This window comes from Pedobacter sp. MR2016-24 (assembly GCF_026239655.1).
In the GTDB taxonomy this organism is placed as follows: Bacteria; Bacteroidota; Bacteroidia; order Sphingobacteriales; family Sphingobacteriaceae; genus Pedobacter.
Genome location: NZ_JAPIVO010000006.1, coordinates 323,358 through 338,974 on the forward strand (window position 1 = coordinate 323,358; position 15,617 = coordinate 338,974).

General features: G+C 39.6%; 17 protein-coding genes. 4 read left to right on the top strand and 13 right to left on the bottom strand.

The genetic code is table 11. The annotated features are described in order from the left end of the window. Positions 1–24 precede the first annotated feature (24 nt). The 9 genes from OQX62_RS17705 to pdxA all read right to left on the bottom strand — a co-directional run bounded on the left by OQX62_RS17705 (position 25) and on the right by pdxA (position 8,562). The gene (locus tag OQX62_RS17705; RefSeq protein ID WP_265832956.1) at positions 25–1,638 is read right to left on the bottom strand and encodes a M28 family peptidase; all 1,614 of its coding nucleotides are present in this window, start codon (positions 1,636–1,638) and stop codon (positions 25–27) included. 73 nt (positions 1,639–1,711) lie between these two features. Then, positions 1,712–2,602 (bottom strand): twin-arginine translocase subunit TatC, encoded by an 891-nt coding sequence (tatC, locus tag OQX62_RS17710; RefSeq protein WP_265832957.1) that lies wholly within the window; start codon positions 2,600–2,602, stop codon positions 1,712–1,714. A gap of 81 nt (positions 2,603–2,683) precedes the next feature. Next, positions 2,684–4,024 carry an acetyl-CoA carboxylase biotin carboxylase subunit gene (gene accC / locus OQX62_RS17715; RefSeq protein ID WP_265832958.1) on the bottom strand — a complete coding sequence of 447 codons (1,341 nt, stop codon included), beginning with the start codon at positions 4,022–4,024 and terminating at the stop codon, positions 2,684–2,686. Positions 4,025–4,061: 37 nt separating this feature from the next. Beyond that, on the bottom strand, positions 4,062–4,541 hold the full coding sequence (gene accB, locus OQX62_RS17720; RefSeq protein WP_265832959.1) for an acetyl-CoA carboxylase biotin carboxyl carrier protein: 480 nt from the start codon (positions 4,539–4,541) through the stop codon (positions 4,062–4,064). A gap of 69 nt (positions 4,542–4,610) precedes the next feature. Beyond that, positions 4,611–5,600 (bottom strand): beta-ketoacyl-ACP synthase III, encoded by a 990-nt coding sequence (locus OQX62_RS17725; protein WP_265832960.1) that lies wholly within the window; start codon positions 5,598–5,600, stop codon positions 4,611–4,613. An 11-nt stretch (positions 5,601–5,611) separates the two neighbouring features. Continuing rightward, the gene (gene plsX, locus OQX62_RS17730; protein ID WP_265832961.1) at positions 5,612–6,550 is read right to left on the bottom strand and encodes a phosphate acyltransferase PlsX; all 939 of its coding nucleotides are present in this window, start codon (positions 6,548–6,550) and stop codon (positions 5,612–5,614) included. A 99-nt stretch (positions 6,551–6,649) separates the two neighbouring features. Beyond that, positions 6,650–6,841, bottom strand: coding sequence for a 50S ribosomal protein L32 (gene rpmF, locus OQX62_RS17735; RefSeq protein ID WP_090556981.1), 192 nt, complete (start codon positions 6,839–6,841; stop codon positions 6,650–6,652). An 18-nt stretch (positions 6,842–6,859) separates the two neighbouring features. Beyond that, positions 6,860–7,393 carry a YceD family protein gene (locus OQX62_RS17740; RefSeq protein WP_265832962.1) on the bottom strand — a complete coding sequence of 178 codons (534 nt, stop codon included), beginning with the start codon at positions 7,391–7,393 and terminating at the stop codon, positions 6,860–6,862. Between the two features lie 89 nt (positions 7,394–7,482). Further along, positions 7,483–8,562: a 4-hydroxythreonine-4-phosphate dehydrogenase PdxA gene (pdxA, locus tag OQX62_RS17745; protein WP_265832963.1), complete on the bottom strand. Its 1,080-nt coding sequence runs from the start codon at positions 8,560–8,562 to the stop codon at positions 7,483–7,485. Positions 8,563–8,833: 271 nt separating this feature from the next. Here pdxA and rsmA point away from each other — a divergent pair, with 271 nt between their 5' ends. Together rsmA and OQX62_RS17755 are read left to right on the top strand one after the other, a co-directional pair. Continuing rightward, positions 8,834–9,622 carry a 16S rRNA (adenine(1518)-N(6)/adenine(1519)-N(6))-dimethyltransferase RsmA gene (gene rsmA / locus OQX62_RS17750; protein WP_265832964.1) on the top strand — a complete coding sequence of 263 codons (789 nt, stop codon included), beginning with the start codon at positions 8,834–8,836 and terminating at the stop codon, positions 9,620–9,622. Positions 9,623–9,634: 12 nt separating this feature from the next. Then, a complete protein-coding gene (locus OQX62_RS17755) occupies positions 9,635–10,576 on the top strand; it encodes a 2-hydroxyacid dehydrogenase (RefSeq protein WP_265832965.1) in 942 nt (313 codons plus the stop codon). A 262-nt stretch (positions 10,577–10,838) separates the two neighbouring features. On the opposite strand, the gene OQX62_RS17760 is transcribed toward OQX62_RS17755, so the two are convergent. Next, positions 10,839–12,716 (bottom strand): M1 family metallopeptidase, encoded by a 1,878-nt coding sequence (locus OQX62_RS17760; RefSeq protein ID WP_265832966.1) that lies wholly within the window; start codon positions 12,714–12,716, stop codon positions 10,839–10,841. Positions 12,717–12,902: 186 nt separating this feature from the next. Between OQX62_RS17760 and greA the strand changes: the two genes are divergently transcribed. Next, the gene (greA, locus tag OQX62_RS17765) at positions 12,903–13,376 is read left to right on the top strand and encodes a transcription elongation factor GreA (RefSeq protein ID WP_265832967.1); all 474 of its coding nucleotides are present in this window, start codon (positions 12,903–12,905) and stop codon (positions 13,374–13,376) included. A gap of 9 nt (positions 13,377–13,385) precedes the next feature. Beyond that, positions 13,386–13,778 carry an HIT family protein gene (locus tag OQX62_RS17770; protein WP_265832968.1) on the top strand — a complete coding sequence of 131 codons (393 nt, stop codon included), beginning with the start codon at positions 13,386–13,388 and terminating at the stop codon, positions 13,776–13,778. 8 nt (positions 13,779–13,786) lie between these two features. Here the strand turns inward: OQX62_RS17770 and OQX62_RS17775 are convergent, their stop codons facing one another. From OQX62_RS17775 to rsgA, 3 genes are read right to left on the bottom strand one after another with little or no spacing between them, the layout of a single operon-like run. Continuing rightward, entirely contained in the window at positions 13,787–14,113 is a 327-nt protein-coding gene (locus OQX62_RS17775) for a nucleotide pyrophosphohydrolase (protein WP_265832969.1), read from the bottom strand. A 1-nt stretch (position 14,114) separates the two neighbouring features. Continuing rightward, positions 14,115–14,567: a D-aminoacyl-tRNA deacylase gene (gene dtd / locus OQX62_RS17780; RefSeq protein ID WP_265832970.1), complete on the bottom strand. Its 453-nt coding sequence runs from the start codon at positions 14,565–14,567 to the stop codon at positions 14,115–14,117. A gap of 5 nt (positions 14,568–14,572) precedes the next feature. Continuing rightward, a complete protein-coding gene (gene rsgA / locus OQX62_RS17785; protein ID WP_265832971.1) occupies positions 14,573–15,493 on the bottom strand; it encodes a ribosome small subunit-dependent GTPase A in 921 nt (306 codons plus the stop codon). Positions 15,494–15,617: the final 124 nt, after the last annotated feature.

Sequence of the window (15,617 nt, forward strand, 5' to 3'; positions counted from 1 at the left end):
TTTTATCAAATTGTTCAATTTATGTTATTTACGTGTTCCGTCTTCGTTTTTATCTACTGCCGGCTTTTTAGCTCCATTGGCTAATTCCCAGGCTGTAAAGTAGACTAATTGTGCACGTTTTGCCAGCATATCAAAGTTGATTTTACTGATCTCATCACCTGGCTGGTGGTAATCAGCGTGTATGCCGTTAAAGTAAAAAATTACCGGAATATTGTGTTTAGCGAAGTTATAATGATCAGATCTGTAGTAATATTGCTCCGGATCTGTACGGTTATTATGTTTCATATCCAGGTTCATTTTTACATAATCATCATTTGCCTTGATACCAGTTGCGTTCAGTTCAGAGCTCAACATATCCGATCCAATGATATAGATATAATTAGGATCACTTTCATGTGCAGCATCAACACGACCAATCATGTCTATGTTCAGGTCTGTAATTGTTTTTTCCAAAGGGAATACAGGATGTTCTGAATACCATTCAGAACCTAATAATCCCTTTTCTTCGCCAACAACAGTCATGAATAAAATACTTCTCTTAGGGCCTTTACCGGCTTTCTTAGCTTTGGTAAAAGCATCAGCGAGCATGAGTACACCCGTAGTTCCGGAACCATCATCGTCAGCTCCGTTATTTACTTTGTCGGTTCCCGAGCTTGTTAAGCCAATATGGTCATAATGGCCTGTAATCACCAGCACTTCATCTTTTAATTTAGGATCCGAACCTTCTAAAAAGCCCAGTACATTTTCAGCTCTTACTTTTTCTTCATTTTTCATTGCGGTACCGGTAACAGCAATCTTGATAATTTGTGAAGCTGGTTTTGCTGTTGACTTTATTTTTTGTTGCAGAGCAGCTACACTCGTACCCGCTGATTTTAAAATTTCGTTTGCCAGAACAGTTGATATCCGTACTGAAGGAAAAGATTTCATTCTTTTCATCTTTGCGATACTTCCTTCTGTTTTTAGGGTGGGCTGACCTTTACCGCTATAATTCTCTCTCATCTCTGGTGTCATATTATCCAGAGCAGGATCAATTTGTATTACAGCCAGCGCTTTATGATCTGCCATATATTGAATCCTGGCCTGTTGAGCAAGCATTCTTTTCATTCTTGCTGCGCGGGTTTCAGGAGCGGATGTTGTTTCCATTGCCGGATTTCCTTCTGCAAAAATCAAGATCACTTTTCCTGTAAGGTCAATGCCTTCATAGTCATTGTAACCATCCTGACTTAAACCATATCCCGCAAATACAACTTCATTGGTGCTGAAGTTAAAACCACCAATTGCAACAGTAGAACTTGAGATCACAAAATCTTTCCCGTATTCTTTGGTTTGTCCGTTCAGGGAAAATGCCATCTTGCTTAGATTATAAGCAACCATATCAATAGGTTGAAAATAATCACCATTTACAGGACCTTTCAGACCAACATTTATGAAATGCTTTTTGATATAATCGGCAGCCATCCAGGCACCCTTTTTTCCTGTCTCTCTACCTTCATATTCATCAGAAGCGAGCACAGACAGGTGTTTGTAAGCATTATCCTTGTTGATTGCTGCGCTAAACTTTATCGCATTTTTGTCCTGGGCTACAGCACTCAGGCTTAGCATTAATGCTAAGCCTGCACTTAAAAATTGTTTGTTCATTATTTAGTTAAGGGTTTAACAGGAATATCTTTCTACTGATCTCTCCACGCTCATCAGGCGTTCAACACGTATATTATTCCTTAGGTTTAGTAGAAGTACCATAAAGCTCTCTGTTTCTTTTACGCTCTATACCTGCAGAGATAAAAATACTCAGTTCATACAACAGGAATAAAGGGAAAGCAACTACCAGCATGGTCATCATATCTGGCGTAGGTGTAACTACTGCCGCAATAATCAGGATGACTACAACGGCGTACCTGCGACTTGCCCGCATAAATGCCGGGGTCATAATTCCGAACAAGGAGAGGATGTATATCACGACAGGCAATTCAAAGATGATTCCCGTACCTATAGTTAGTGTGGCTACAGAGGATAAATAAGAATCAATTGTGAATGTATTTTCAATCATCGGACTTACTGAGAAATTAGTCAGGAAGTTGATAGAAAGCGGGCAGATGATGAAATATCCGAACATAATACCTATCAGAAATAACAAAGAAGCAAAAAATACAAATCCACTTGCAGACTTTCTTTCTTTTTCATGCAATGCCGGCTTAATGAACAGCCATAATTCAAAAAGTAAGTAGGGGATACCAAATATAATTCCCGTCATGATACATGAATTGATCTGCAGGGTAAACTGCCCTGCCATCTCTGTGTTAATAATTTTTCCTTTTATTTCAGTGATACAGAAATCCGCTCCTAAAGAGGGGAAGGCTGCAACTAATTTACACATCATCCGGTAAGTCCAGAAATCAGGACTTTTTGGTCCCATGATCACCGTGTTAAATATAAAGTCATAAAACCAGAATGCACTGGCTGTGAATATGACGATGACTAATAGTGCGCGCAGTAAATGTTTTCGTAGTACGTCGATATGGTCAAAGAAAGACATTTCTGATTCCAGACTCTTTCCTTTATTCTTAATAGCACCGATCAGGTCCTTTGCTTTATTATCACTCATGTAGATTGTTTGTATAACAAAAATACCATTCTATTTTATTAGAATGGTATTTACGTTTTAAATATAGGAATTAGATTTACTCTATTCTGAGAAAACGAAAGTTTCCATGAATTTTGTGGTAAAATTACCTGCCCTGAAGTTGGGATCCTTCATTAATTTTAAATGAAAAGGAATTGTGGTTTTAACACCTTCAATTACAAACTCACTCAATGCACGCTCCATTGTACTGATAGCTTCCTCACGGGTTTGTGCCACACAAATTAACTTTGCGATCATGGAGTCATAATTTGAAGGGATCTGATAACCTGCGTAAACATGTGTATCAACCCTTACACCATGGCCGCCCGGAGAGTGAAAATTAGTGATTTTACCCGGACAAGGTCTGAAATTATTAAACGGATCTTCTGCATTAATCCTGCATTCGATAGCGTGCATATCAGGAAGATAATTCCTTCCCGAAATCGGTACACCCGATGCTACTTTGATCTGTTCTTTGATCAGATCATAGTTAATTACCTCTTCAGTTACCGGATGTTCTACCTGGATACGGGTATTCATTTCCATGAAGTAAAAGTTACGGTGTTTGTCAACCAAGAATTCGATTGTACCAGCTCCTTCATATTGAACAGCTGTAGCCCCTTTAATTGCAGCTTCACCCATTCTTTCTCTCAATTCCGGAGTCATGAAAGGAGATGGCGCCTCTTCAACTAATTTCTGGTGACGACGCTGAATTGAGCAGTCGCGTTCCGAAAGGTGACAAGCCTTACCATACTGGTCACCAATAATCTGGATCTCAATGTGACGCGGATCTTCAATGTACTTTTCTAAATATAAACCATCATTGCCAAAGGCCGCACCTGATTCTTGTCTGGCACTGTCCCATGCATTTTCAAATTCTTCATCTTTCCATACTACACGCATTCCACGGCCACCGCCACCGGCAGTTGCCTTAAGGATCACGGGATAACCCATGTCGTTAGCAATCCTGATTCCTTCTTTAACACTTTCCAGCAAACCTTCAGAACCCGGTATAGTCGGTACACCTGCTTTTTTCATGGTTTCTTTCGCCGAAGCTTTATCACCCATTGAATTAATCTGCTCAGGAGTAGCCCCGATAAATTTAATTCCATAGTCTCTGCAAACAGAGGAGAACTTCGCATTTTCAGATAAAAATCCGTAGCCAGGGTGAATTGCATCTGCATTGGTTAACTCCGCTGCAGAAATAATATTAGGAATGCTAAGGTAAGAATCTTTACTGGGAGGGGGGCCGATACAAACAGCCTCATCAGCAAAACGTACGTGTAAACTTTCGCGGTCTGCGGTAGAATAAACAGCAACAGTTTTAATGCCCATTTCCTTACAGGTACGAATAATGCGCAAGGCAATTTCGCCCCTGTTGGCAATTAATATTTTTTTAAACATATAATTGATAAGATGATAATTTGCTAAGAAGCAAATATTACATAGGTTCTACTAAAAATAATGGTTGGTCATATTCTACCGGAGAAGCATTATCTACCAGTACTTTAACTATTCTTCCAGAAACTTCACTTTCAATTTCGTTGAATAACTTCATTGCCTCGATGATACAGATGATCTTACCCGGACTTACCTCATCACCAACATTTGCAAATGAAGGTTTATCAGGGCTTGATGACCGGTAAAAAGTACCTATCATTGGAGATTTGATTGTAATATATTTTGAAGTGTCTTCAGTTGCTGCAGCAGGAGCACTATCACTTGCAGTCGTAGCAACAGGTTGAGCCGCAGGAGCAGCAGGTAACACTTGTGGTGCAACTGCCGGTACTGTAGTCGTGATTACTGTTGGAGCCTGATTGGTTTTGATAGTAATTTTGAAGTCTTTTTGTTCTATTGCAACTTCATTTACGCCCGACCGAGAAACAAATTTAATAAGTTCCTGAATTTGTTTTATATCCATTTTTTGGTGTTTTATTGAAAAAGATAGTATGTCTTTAGAATCCGCTAAGTTAGGATTTATTATATAAAATTAGTAAGCCCATTTAAGGTAAACAGAACCCCAGGTAAAACCACCTCCAAAGGCAGCTAAAATAATGTTATCGCCTTTTTTTAGTTTGCTTTCCCATTCCCACAGGCATAGCGGAATAGTTCCGTTAGTGGTGTTGCCGTAACGCTCAATATTGATCATTACTTTCTCGGCTCCTACGCCCATTCTTGAAGAAGTGGCATCGATAATCCTTTTATTTGCCTGATGTGGAACCAGCCAGGTAACATCATCTGAACTCAATGAATTTCTTTCCATGATTTCTGCAGCCACATCAGCCATATTGGTCACTGCAAACTTAAATACAGATTTTCCTTCCTGGTAAACGTAATGTTCCCTGTTGGTTACTGTCTCAATTGATGCAGGTCTGGCAGATCCGCCGGCTTTCTGGTGCAGGAATTGTCCGCCTGAACCGTCTGACTTCAGCACATTATCAATGATACCATTTCCTTCTTCATTTGGTTCAAGTAATACTGCGCCACAACCATCACCGAAAATAATACACGTAGTCCTGTCTGTATAATCAATGATAGAAGACATCTTATCTCCGCCTACTACCAATACTTTTTTATGCTTGCCAGACTCAATGAACTGAGATCCCGTAGAAAGACCGTAAATAAAACCAGAACAGGCTGCATTCAGATCAAAGCCCCATGCGTTTTTTGCCCCTATCTTATCGGCCAGAATATTGGCTGTTGCAGGAAAAGGCATGTCTGGTGTAGTGGTACAAAATATAATCAGATCTATTTCTTCTGCAGTTATGCCACGCTTTTTGAGCAATCCGTTTACGGCATGTACAGCCATATCAGATGTACCCAGTCCTTCACCCTTTAATATTCTTCGCTCTTTAATGCCGGTTCTAGAGGTAATCCATTCATCCGTGGTATCTACGATAGTCTCTAATTCTTTGTTAGAAAGTACATAGTCGGGAACATAACCTTGAACCGCAGTAATTGCAGCGTGAATTTTATTCATTTGATGTAGATTTATTTAAAAGCAGCCTGTATTTTTTCTACCAGGCCTGTAGTTATCATATCCCTTGATTGCAGAATCATATTTTTTACGGCAGTAGGCGTAGATATGCCATGTCCTATAATTACAGGAGCATTCACACCAAGCACAGGACTTCCACCATAGTTTTCGTAATTAAAGCGATCAAAGAATTCGTCTTTTAATCCTTTCTTTATGGTCATGATATAAAAGGATTCAGCAAGCTTCAGCATGATGTTTCCTGTGAAACCATCACAGACAATTACATCGGCTTTATCATTGAATAAATCGCGTCCTTCTATATTACCTATAAAGTTGAAAAGATTTGAATCCTTCATTAATGGAAAGGTAGCCAGACTAAGCATATTTCCTTTTTCATCCTCTTCACCAATGTTAATCAGGCCAACTTTAGGATCGTTGATCTGCATTACATTTTCAGCATATAAGCTGCCCAGAATTCCGAATTGAAGCAGGGTATCAGGCTTACAATCTGCATTTGCACCTACATCAAGCATCAAACCTCTGCCTCCGCTGAGTTTTGGGACGATGGTACATAAACAAGGTCTGATGATACCCGGCACAGTCTTTACACTAAAGACAGCACCTACCATCATTGCCCCTGAATTTCCTGCGCCGGCAAAAGAATCCAGTTCTCCTTTTTTAAGCATGGAAAAACCAACAGCAATACTGGAGTTTGGTTTTTGGGCAATTGCCCTTGTGGGATGTTCGCCCATACCAATAACCTCTTCGGTATGAACATATTCAAAGTGATCGGGATTAAACCCGGTTTCAGCAATTAAAGGCTTAATCAGCTGGGTGTCGCCAAACAGAACCAAATGCTCATTTGGCGATAATAATTCATGAGCTGCTATTGCTCCCAAAACATTTGATTTGGGAGCATAGTCTCCGCCCATTATATCGAGACCTATTTTCATAGTAAAAAATCAGTTTGTGAATAAAGCGTTATTGCCTTTTTTTTCAAGCGTCTAAGTTAACCCTAAACAGGAGGAAAACACAAACAATTTCTCAGGAAATTAACCTATTGAAGTATTTTCAATAACCAATTTACCGTTGTAGTATAGATTACCATCAACATTATATGCGTGGTGAGGAATGTGGATCGCACCAGTAGTTTGACAAGTAGCTAAAGAAGGAGCTACCGCTTTATAGTGTGTTCTTCTTTTATCTCTTCTACTTTTAGAGATCTTGCGTTTAGGATGTGCCATTGCTGATTTATTTAATTATTATTTTAATTTTTTTAACGCTGCCCATCGTGGGTCGTCAATGTTGTTTTCTTCTTCTTGTGGAGCATCTCCGCTCAGGCTTTCCAGCCTGGCTACCATCTCCTGATCACATCTGGCACCGTCGCCATTCTGCTCACATATTTTTATATAAGGTACCGATACAGTTATAAATTCATAGAGAATCTCCGCTATATCAACACTACTTTCTTTTTTGTTGAGCATGATGATTTCTAAATCATCACTCTCCAGATCGTCTTCCGCAAACTTTACAATTTGCCTTTCGGTAATATCAATCGGCGAATTAAAAGCCGATAAACATTTGTCACAATCCAGTTCAATTGTTCCGGAGATATGGATTTGTAAAATCAGCATTGTCTCCTGTTTATCCATTTCAATTTCAGCTTTCAAGTTTCCCTTTTTTACTAAAGAGTACTCAATAGCCTCAAAAAAGCTGTTATCAATCTCAAAATCGAATTGATGCTTGCCAATTTTTAAGCCCGTAAACGGTATAGAAAATTGTTTTAAAGGTTTCAATTGTAACAAAATTTTAGCCCGCAAATGTATGAATTATTTTGACAAAACTAAAATGTTTTTAGCTTTTTCTTTTAATTGTCAACACCTTGCTAATTCGCATCGTCTTTCACATCCGCTGCAGTTTCAATAATCTTACCGCCACTTCTTAACTGGGTGCTCAATAAAGCTTCCTGTTCCCGTCTGTGTTTTACAATATGCGTAGCAGCAAAGATAGCTTCAATAAATGAAGCCGGATCAGCAATATTCTTCCCGGCAATGTCGTATCCCGTTCCATGATCCGGAGACGTACGTACGAACTTCATACCGGCAGTATAATTTACACCTGTTCCAAAAGCAATCGTCTTGAATGGAATTAAGCCCTGATCGTGATACATTGCCAATACTGCATCAAATTGCTTGTAACTGCCTTTGCCAAAAAAGCCATCTGCCGGATAAGGACCAAAACAGATTACACCTTTGTCAAATGCTTCCTGAATTGCAGGCATAATAATATCCTGTTCTTCTTTCCCCAATAAACCATTATCACCCGCATGCGGATTAAGTCCCAGTACCGCTATTTTTGGTTTTTCAATCCAGAAATCCTTTTTCAGGCTTTCGTTGATCATGATCAGTTTTTTAACAATCTTTTCTTTAGTGATCTGCTGTGCAACTTCAGCAATAGGGATATGCCCTGTTACGACGCCTACACGGATGTCTTCACTGATGAGAAACATCAGTACATCATTACTTCCACTGCGCTCCTGCAGGTACTCAGTGTGGCCGGGAAATTTGAAATTTTCTGACTGTATATTGTGTTTGTTGATTGGTGCAGTTACCAATGCATCTATATTTCCTGCTATCAGATCCTCCGTAGCTTTTTCCAATGATAGTAAAGCATATCTTCCACCAATTTCATTTGCTACACCTAGTTCAATTTTCACATCCTCTTCCCAGCAGTTGATCATATTTGCTTTCTTAGGATTTGCAGCAGCAGCTTCATTAATTACATTGAAACTGAAATCGCTTAAGCCAAGGGTTTTTCGGTGGTAAGAGGCTACTTTAGTATGTCCGTAAACGATAGGAGTACAATAATCAAGGATCCTGACTTCGGCTAAGGTTTTAAGAATTACTTCCAGGCCAATCCCATTTACATCACCTATACTGATACCTATTTTAATTTTATTGCTCATGTTCTACTGAAAATTTAGCGCAAAATACAAAATTTCATCCGAATATATTTTCATTTTATAGGTGGTGAAGCTGGTATAAGCTTTATTCATCTAAATTTATAAACTGTAAAAGATGCAGGTTTCATCAGCAGGACATTTGTTTTAAGCAGTGGGATTTTCGGCTTTTCTATATTCTTGTTAATATTAGCCTGTTAAGATAAAAGTTTAGTTATTTTTGCGCGAACAAAGGTTGGGTCCAAATTATGGGTGAAACCGGTTAATATTAGAAATTATGAGTTTGGTAAAGGCAAAAAAACATTTAGGGCAACATTTTTTGACCGATAAAAAGATAGCAGCTAAAATTGTAAATGGCCTTGTCCATACCGATCAGTACAAACAAGTGTTGGAAGTAGGTCCCGGGATGGGGATTCTTTCAGACATTTTACTGGAACGGGAAGACCTGGAGACCTATATGATAGACATCGATACGGAATCCTATCACTTCCTTAAAGATAAATATCCGCAGATGGGAAGTCGTTTAATTAATGGTGATTTCCTGAAACTTGATCTTGCTGCAATATTTCCTGGAAAGTTCGCCATTATAGGTAATTACCCTTATAATATCTCTTCACAGATTCTTTTTAAGGTGCTGGAACATCGGGCCAATGTAGTTGAGATGGTAGGTATGTTTCAGAAAGAAGTAGCAGAGCGCTGTGCTTCTAAATCGGGCACGAAAGATTATGGTATTTTAAGTGTGTTGATTCAGGCCTATTATGATATAGAATATCTTTTTACGGTTAAACCCGGAACTTTCAATCCTCCTCCAAAAGTGAATTCCGGTGTAATCCGTCTCAGCAGAAATAAGGTAGAGACTTTGCCATGTGATGAGAAGTTATTTTGGCGTGTAGTAAAAGCCGGATTCAATCAACGCAGGAAAACCTTGCGCAATGCTTTATCCGGCGTTATTCCAAAAGAGAAAATGGATGAGCACTTTTTCTTTGACAAACGTGCTGAGCAACTCACTGTAGAAGATTTTATTACACTCACTCAGCATGTAGATGCGCTCGCTCAGGAGCAATAACATAACAAATAAATGAAAGGTAAAATTTTAATTGTTGACGATCTGCACCCTGCATTTAAAAACGGGGTCACAGCACTAGGATATCAGGTAGATGACCTGCCAAACATCACAAGAGCGGAAACCCTTGCCAGCATTGCCGGATATGAAGGTATTGCTGTCCGTACTAAATTTAAGATTGACAGGGAACTGATGGATGCAGCGCCCGGACTGAAATTCATTGCAAGGGCGGGTGCCGGACTGGACAATATTGATGAAGCTTATGCTAAAGAAAGAAATATCCAGCTGATGAATGCTCCGGAAGGTAACCGTGATGCTGTAGGGGAACACGCCGTAGGAATGTTATTATCATTGATGAACAATCACCGTAAGGCGGATATTGAAATTAGAAATGGTATATGGGATCGGGAAGGTAATCGTGGGTGGGAATTAAAGGGCAGAACTGTCGGCATTATCGGCTACGGGTTCATGGGCAGTAGCTTTGCAAAAAAACTGGCTGGTTTTGATGTTAAAGTCATTGCTTATGATAAATACAAAACAGGTTTCTCTGATGCTTATGTCACAGAATGCAGCATGGAAGAAATTGTAAAATACAGTGATGTGTTAAGTTTGCATATCCCGCTCACTAAGGAGACTCGACAACTGGTAGATGAAGAGTATCTCCGCCATTTCCGTAAAGAGATTTTCTTCTTAAACACAGCCAGAGGGGAGATCGTAAATACTGAGGCTATATTAGAGGCCCTGAAAACAGGAAAAATACTAGGTGCAGGCCTTGATGTTCTGGAAGCTGAAAAATTTCCAAACCTAGCAGAACAATCCTGGTACAACGAATTGAAAGCATCGCCAAAAGTAATACTTACTCCGCATGTAGGAGGATGGACTTTCGAATCCTACCGCAAAATATCAGAAGTGCTTACAGAAAAGCTAGAGAGATGGTCTAGCCAGGGATTGCTTTAGGCAGCTCCTACTTCTTATGTTAAATTTAGTCCAGCACAGGACACAGTATTTCCAGTTGGGTGGTGTTTGGATAGTGGTTTGATTATATTCGTCATTTGCTCGGGTATTGCTCGGGTATTTCAGGCATTTGTTCGGGTCCGACCCGAGCAAATGACGTTTCAACGCCGATAGGTACGCGTTAACAACTAAACCAGTACTACTACACTACCCAAACAGGATTAGCTATTCTTCACATTCTGACCACGTATTCTGATCTTTCCTCTTATTTTTTCCAGTTATTATCTCCTGGTGCTGCATCCATAAAAATACCGCCGTCAATTAAAATAGCAGTAACCCCTTTTGCACCGCTAAATTGTACACTGGCTGACTTTGGATTTGTTTTCCATATTGCAGGAGTCTGATGAATTACTTTTTTAGTCCCGTCTGCATAAATTATCTTCACATCAAAGGGCACTGCAAAACCACCAACATTTTTTAGCAGCACCGTATAACCCGATCCCTTAATGGCAACTTTCTCAATTTTCAGGTCGATATAATTATTGCTGAAAAACCAGCTGTTCCAATACCAGTTCAGATCCTGATTGGAAACATCATTCATTGTATAGAAAAAATCCCATGGAATAGGGTGTTTACCATTCCAGCGTTCCATGTAGGCATGTAGGTATTTTTTGAAATCATTATCACCAAACATATCCTTCAAACCCAGATAAGCCAGAGAAGGTTTTACGTAGGCATTGTTTCCATACCCTGATCCTGAAACCTGGGTAGACAGAGAAATAACGGGTTGATCTTCTTCTGTAGAAACATCATAGATCCATCGTTTTACCCTGAAATTCTTATAATTTTCATCCGCTTTTTCTTTTCCCAGCTGATCCTGTCCAATCAGATATTCTAACGTAGTCGCCCAGCCTTCATCCATATGGGCATACCTTGTTTCATTAGTACCCATGTAAAAAGGGAAGTAAGTATGGGCAATTTCATGGTTAAGTACAAACTGTGTAAATTCGAGATCAGGTGTGCTGGAATCATTCACCATCATCGGATATTCCATATCGGCATATCCCTGCACGGCAGTCATTTTGGAAAACGGATATGCTACACCAGGCCAATTGTTAGAAAACCAGCTCAAAGCCTGTTTGCCCCATTCTACAGCATGTGAGAAATCTTTAGCGGCAGTACTATAAGCTGATTGTACACTTGCTCTTCTTTTCAATTTACCGTCCACAAGCACACTTCCTGCATCCCAGTTGTAATGGTTGCTAAGCGAAAAGGTGACGTCAGTGATATGGTCTGCGCTAAATTTCCAGGTGTTCCAGGTATTTTGTCTGGTCACATTGCCTTTGAGGATTTCATCGGCTGTAGCTATAGCAGTGACCTCATTTGACAGATAAGATTTTTTAAGTCTTTCCGCATACTTCGTCTGTAATACTTCATCGGGATTTTTTAAGTCGCCCGTAGCCCAGACAACATAATTTTTAGGTGCTTTAACAGCCAGCTGGTAATCGTTAAAATCATTATAGAATTCTACCCTGTCCATATGCGGGATTTTGTCCCAGCCGTTATAATCATCGTAAACAGAAATCCTTGGGAAGGCGTAAGCTACAAAAAATGTATTGCTGTCAATCTGCCCCTCTCTGCCGCTTTCTTTTGAAAGCGGGTAGTTCCAGTCGATTGCAAAAGTTGCTGATTTTCCTGGGAGTAATACACCCGGCAGCGACACATCACCTGTTGTACCCCAGTCCTTGCCATCAATTTTCAGCTTCTTACCGTCTATCGCAAAAGAGCTGATGATAAGTCCGCGTGTCAGAAAATCTTTACTGGCATAACCAGCTCGGGGTGCTTCTGGTTTATGGATATTATTCACGAATCTGATGGTTACCTGTTTTAGGGTATCCGGACTATTATTGGTATATACAATGGTCTCAGTTCCTTCAACCAGTTTAGTCTTAGGTGTAACCGTTATGGTCATATTGTATTTCCCTTTATTTTGCCAGTACTTTTTACCAGGTTTACCATCCATTGAGCGGGTGCCATTTTCGTAAGCCTGCTTAATGTTTCGGGGCATATAAAGGTCCTGTGCCTGGACCGAAGTTGTGGTAAGTAAGACTAAAGCAAGTAACCTGAATATATTTTTCTGCATAATAATAACTGTGATTCGATTCAAAAGTAAAAGATTTACTCAATTCCACACAAATTCAAATCAAAAGATTTGTTTTTGTAAGAATTCGCTGTTATCTTCGTTTTAATTCAAGCAAGACTATGTAGGCTGATTGCCGATGTAGTCTTGTTTGGTTTTATAGGAAATCAGAAATAATAAAATAGAGTCATGACAGAAGTAACATACTACACTCAGGAAGGATTAGATAAGCTAAAGGAAGAAGTACATTACTTAAAAACAACTGGCAGACAGTTGATCTCAAAAGCTATTGCAGAAGCAAGGGATAAAGGCGATCTATCTGAGAATGCTGAATATGATGCAGCTAAAGAGGCACAAGGGCTGCATGAGGCAAAAATATCCAAATTGAATGCTACATTGGCTTCAGCAAGATTAATCGATGAATCAAAGTTGGATACATCTAAGGTGCTGGCATTATCCATTGTTAAAATCAAGAATCTAAAAAATGGTGCTACAATGAGTTATCAGCTTGTTGCAGAATCTGAAGCGGATTTGAAAACGGGAAAGATATCTGTAAAATCACCCATTGCAAAAGGTCTTTTAGGTAAATCCGTAGGAGATAAGACGGAGATTGAAGTTCCTGCAGGAACGATAGAATTTGAAATATTAGAAATCAGCAGATAAGAGAACGCAATGGCAACTATTTTTTCCAAAATTGTAGCTGGTGAAATTCCGGCACATATAGTAGCAGAAACCACAGAATTTCTTGCGTTTCTTGATGTTAGTCCATTGACAACGGGACATGTATTGGTGATTCCTAAAACGGAAATCGATTATATCTTTGATATGGATGAGGAAAGTTATTTTGGACTTACTTTATTTGCAAAGATTGTTGCCGGAGGAATCAAAAAGGCTTTTCCATGCGTAAAAGTTGGAATGGCCGTAATTGGTCTGGAAGTCCCGCATGCACATATTCACCTGATTCCAATGAATTCGGTGGGCGACATGAACTTTAGCAAACCTAAATTAAATCCTTCGCAGGAAGAGCTGGCAGAAGCTGCTTTAAAAATAAAAGCGCAATTATAAAAGCGCTTTTATTTTAATTTTTCATTATTTTTATGCCTATCGGCATCTCTAATACTCTTTTTGATCAGGTTTTTTTTCATTGCCTCGGTCAGATTAATGCCGGTCTGATTAGCCAGGCAGATCAGCACAAATAATACATCAGCCATTTCATCACCCAGGTCAACCGCTTCATCACTTTTTTTGAACGACTGCTCGCCATATTTACGCGACATGATCCTGGCAACTTCTCCTACTTCCTCCATTAATATAGCGGTGTTGGTGAGCTCATTAAAATAACGTACTCCGGTGGCGTTGATCCATTGATCTACAGTGTCTTGTGCCTCTTGTATAGTCATCTTATTCTTTGTTTTTTGTGTCTATTAAGATCGTAACAGGACCATCATTAACGAGGCTGACTTTCATATCTGCACCAAAAATTCCTGTTGCAACCGGCTTATTGAGTAAAGCACTCAATTGAGTGATCATGGCTTCATACAAGGGGACAGCCTTATCTGGTCGCGCTGCCCTGGTAAAACCAGGTCTGTTACCCTTTTTTGTAGCAGCAAATAGCGTAAACTGGCTAATCAATAATATGTTTCCGTTTGTATCTGTCAGCGATCTGTTCATCAGGTCATCCTCATCAGCAAAGATCCGCATGTTCACTATTTTTTGTGCCAGCCATTCCAGGTCTTCCTGATGATCGTTTTCTTCAATACCTAACAAGACCAGAAACCCATTAGCTATGGCTCCGGTAATGTTTCCATCTACCGTACAGCTTGCTGCTGATACTCTTTGTATAACTGCGCGCATGTTTGTTAAGCCCGTGTTTCGTTTCCATGGAAGATACTCAGATAACTTTCATATCTGCTTACTTCTATTTCTCCATTTTCAATTGCTGCCAGCACTGCGCAACCAGGTTCATTGATGTGGCGGCAATTATGGAATTTACATAAATGCATCGTATCCCGCATTTCCCTGAAATAATGGCCAAGTTCTTCTGGTCTGATGTCATAAATCCCTAATTCGCGGATACCCGGCGTATCTATCAGGTATCCGCCAAAAGGAAGCGTGTGCATTTCTGCAAATGTTGTAGTATGCTGACCTTTGTCGCTCGACTCAGAAATTTCTCCGGTTTTTATACTTCTGCCTGGTAAGAGGGCATTGATCAGGCTTGATTTTCCAACACCTGAATGACCCGAGAATAAGGTAGTCTGATCTTTCAGTAAACTTTCTATTAATGGAATATTGGTTCCTTCCAGTGCCGAGACTTCATAACATGGATAACCTATATTCTTGTAGATACTTTTGTATTCTGCCAGGACAGCCAGACCGTCTTCATTGAAAAGGTCGAGTTTATTAAATATCAGTGTCGCAGGAATTCTGTAAGCTTCAGCAGTAACCAGAAAACGATCGATGAAACCTAAAGAGGTGCGGGGAGAAACCAATGTTACGACCAGAAACGCCTGATCCAAATTAGCAGCAATAATTTGTGCCTGTTTAGATAAGTTAATAGACTTCCTGATGATGTAATTCTTTCGCTCCTGAAGTTTGAAGATTACTCCGGTATTTGAATTGGGCTCCATTTCAAATTCGATCTGATCTCCAACTGCAATAGGATTGGTGGTCTGAATTCCTTTGATACGGAATTTACCTTTAATCCTGCAGTCGTAATCCTGGCCATCTTCTCCATGTACCTGATACCAGCTTCCTGTTGATTTTATTACTAATCCGTGCATATTATATGCAGTAAAGGTATTAAAAAAGGATTATACAAAACAGCTTTGCTGCTGATCAAAATAATTTGTTAAAACGTTTGCTAATGATAAAAATATAACTTTACTTTACGGTGCAGCACAGAAG

What these genes read in the sequence shown, in the direction of transcription:
- OQX62_RS17705 (WP_265832956.1), bottom strand. Translation starts at nt 1,638, where the DNA reads ATGAACAAACAATTTTTAAGTGCAGGCTTAGCATTAATGCTAAGCCTG.
- tatC (WP_265832957.1), bottom strand. Translation starts at nt 2,602, where the DNA reads ATGAGTGATAATAAAGCAAAGGACCTGATCGGTGCTATTAAGAATAAA.
- accC (WP_265832958.1), bottom strand. Translation starts at nt 4,024, where the DNA reads ATGTTTAAAAAAATATTAATTGCCAACAGGGGCGAAATTGCCTTGCGC.
- accB (WP_265832959.1), bottom strand. Translation starts at nt 4,541, where the DNA reads ATGGATATAAAACAAATTCAGGAACTTATTAAATTTGTTTCTCGGTCG.
- OQX62_RS17725 (WP_265832960.1), bottom strand. Translation starts at nt 5,600, where the DNA reads ATGAATAAAATTCACGCTGCAATTACTGCGGTTCAAGGTTATGTTCCC.
- plsX (WP_265832961.1), bottom strand. Translation starts at nt 6,550, where the DNA reads ATGAAAATAGGTCTCGATATAATGGGCGGAGACTATGCTCCCAAATCA.
- rpmF (WP_090556981.1), bottom strand. Translation starts at nt 6,841, where the DNA reads ATGGCACATCCTAAACGCAAGATCTCTAAAAGTAGAAGAGATAAAAGA.
- pdxA (WP_265832963.1), bottom strand. Translation starts at nt 8,562, where the DNA reads ATGAGCAATAAAATTAAAATAGGTATCAGTATAGGTGATGTAAATGGG.
- rsmA (WP_265832964.1), top strand. Translation starts at nt 8,834, where the DNA reads ATGAGTTTGGTAAAGGCAAAAAAACATTTAGGGCAACATTTTTTGACC.
- OQX62_RS17755 (WP_265832965.1), top strand. Translation starts at nt 9,635, where the DNA reads ATGAAAGGTAAAATTTTAATTGTTGACGATCTGCACCCTGCATTTAAA.
- OQX62_RS17760 (WP_265832966.1), bottom strand. Translation starts at nt 12,716, where the DNA reads ATGCAGAAAAATATATTCAGGTTACTTGCTTTAGTCTTACTTACCACA.
- greA (WP_265832967.1), top strand. Translation starts at nt 12,903, where the DNA reads ATGACAGAAGTAACATACTACACTCAGGAAGGATTAGATAAGCTAAAG.
- OQX62_RS17770 (WP_265832968.1), top strand. Translation starts at nt 13,386, where the DNA reads ATGGCAACTATTTTTTCCAAAATTGTAGCTGGTGAAATTCCGGCACAT.
- OQX62_RS17775 (WP_265832969.1), bottom strand. Translation starts at nt 14,113, where the DNA reads ATGACTATACAAGAGGCACAAGACACTGTAGATCAATGGATCAACGCC.
- dtd (WP_265832970.1), bottom strand. Translation starts at nt 14,567, where the DNA reads ATGCGCGCAGTTATACAAAGAGTATCAGCAGCAAGCTGTACGGTAGAT.
- rsgA (WP_265832971.1), bottom strand. Translation starts at nt 15,493, where the DNA reads ATGCACGGATTAGTAATAAAATCAACAGGAAGCTGGTATCAGGTACAT.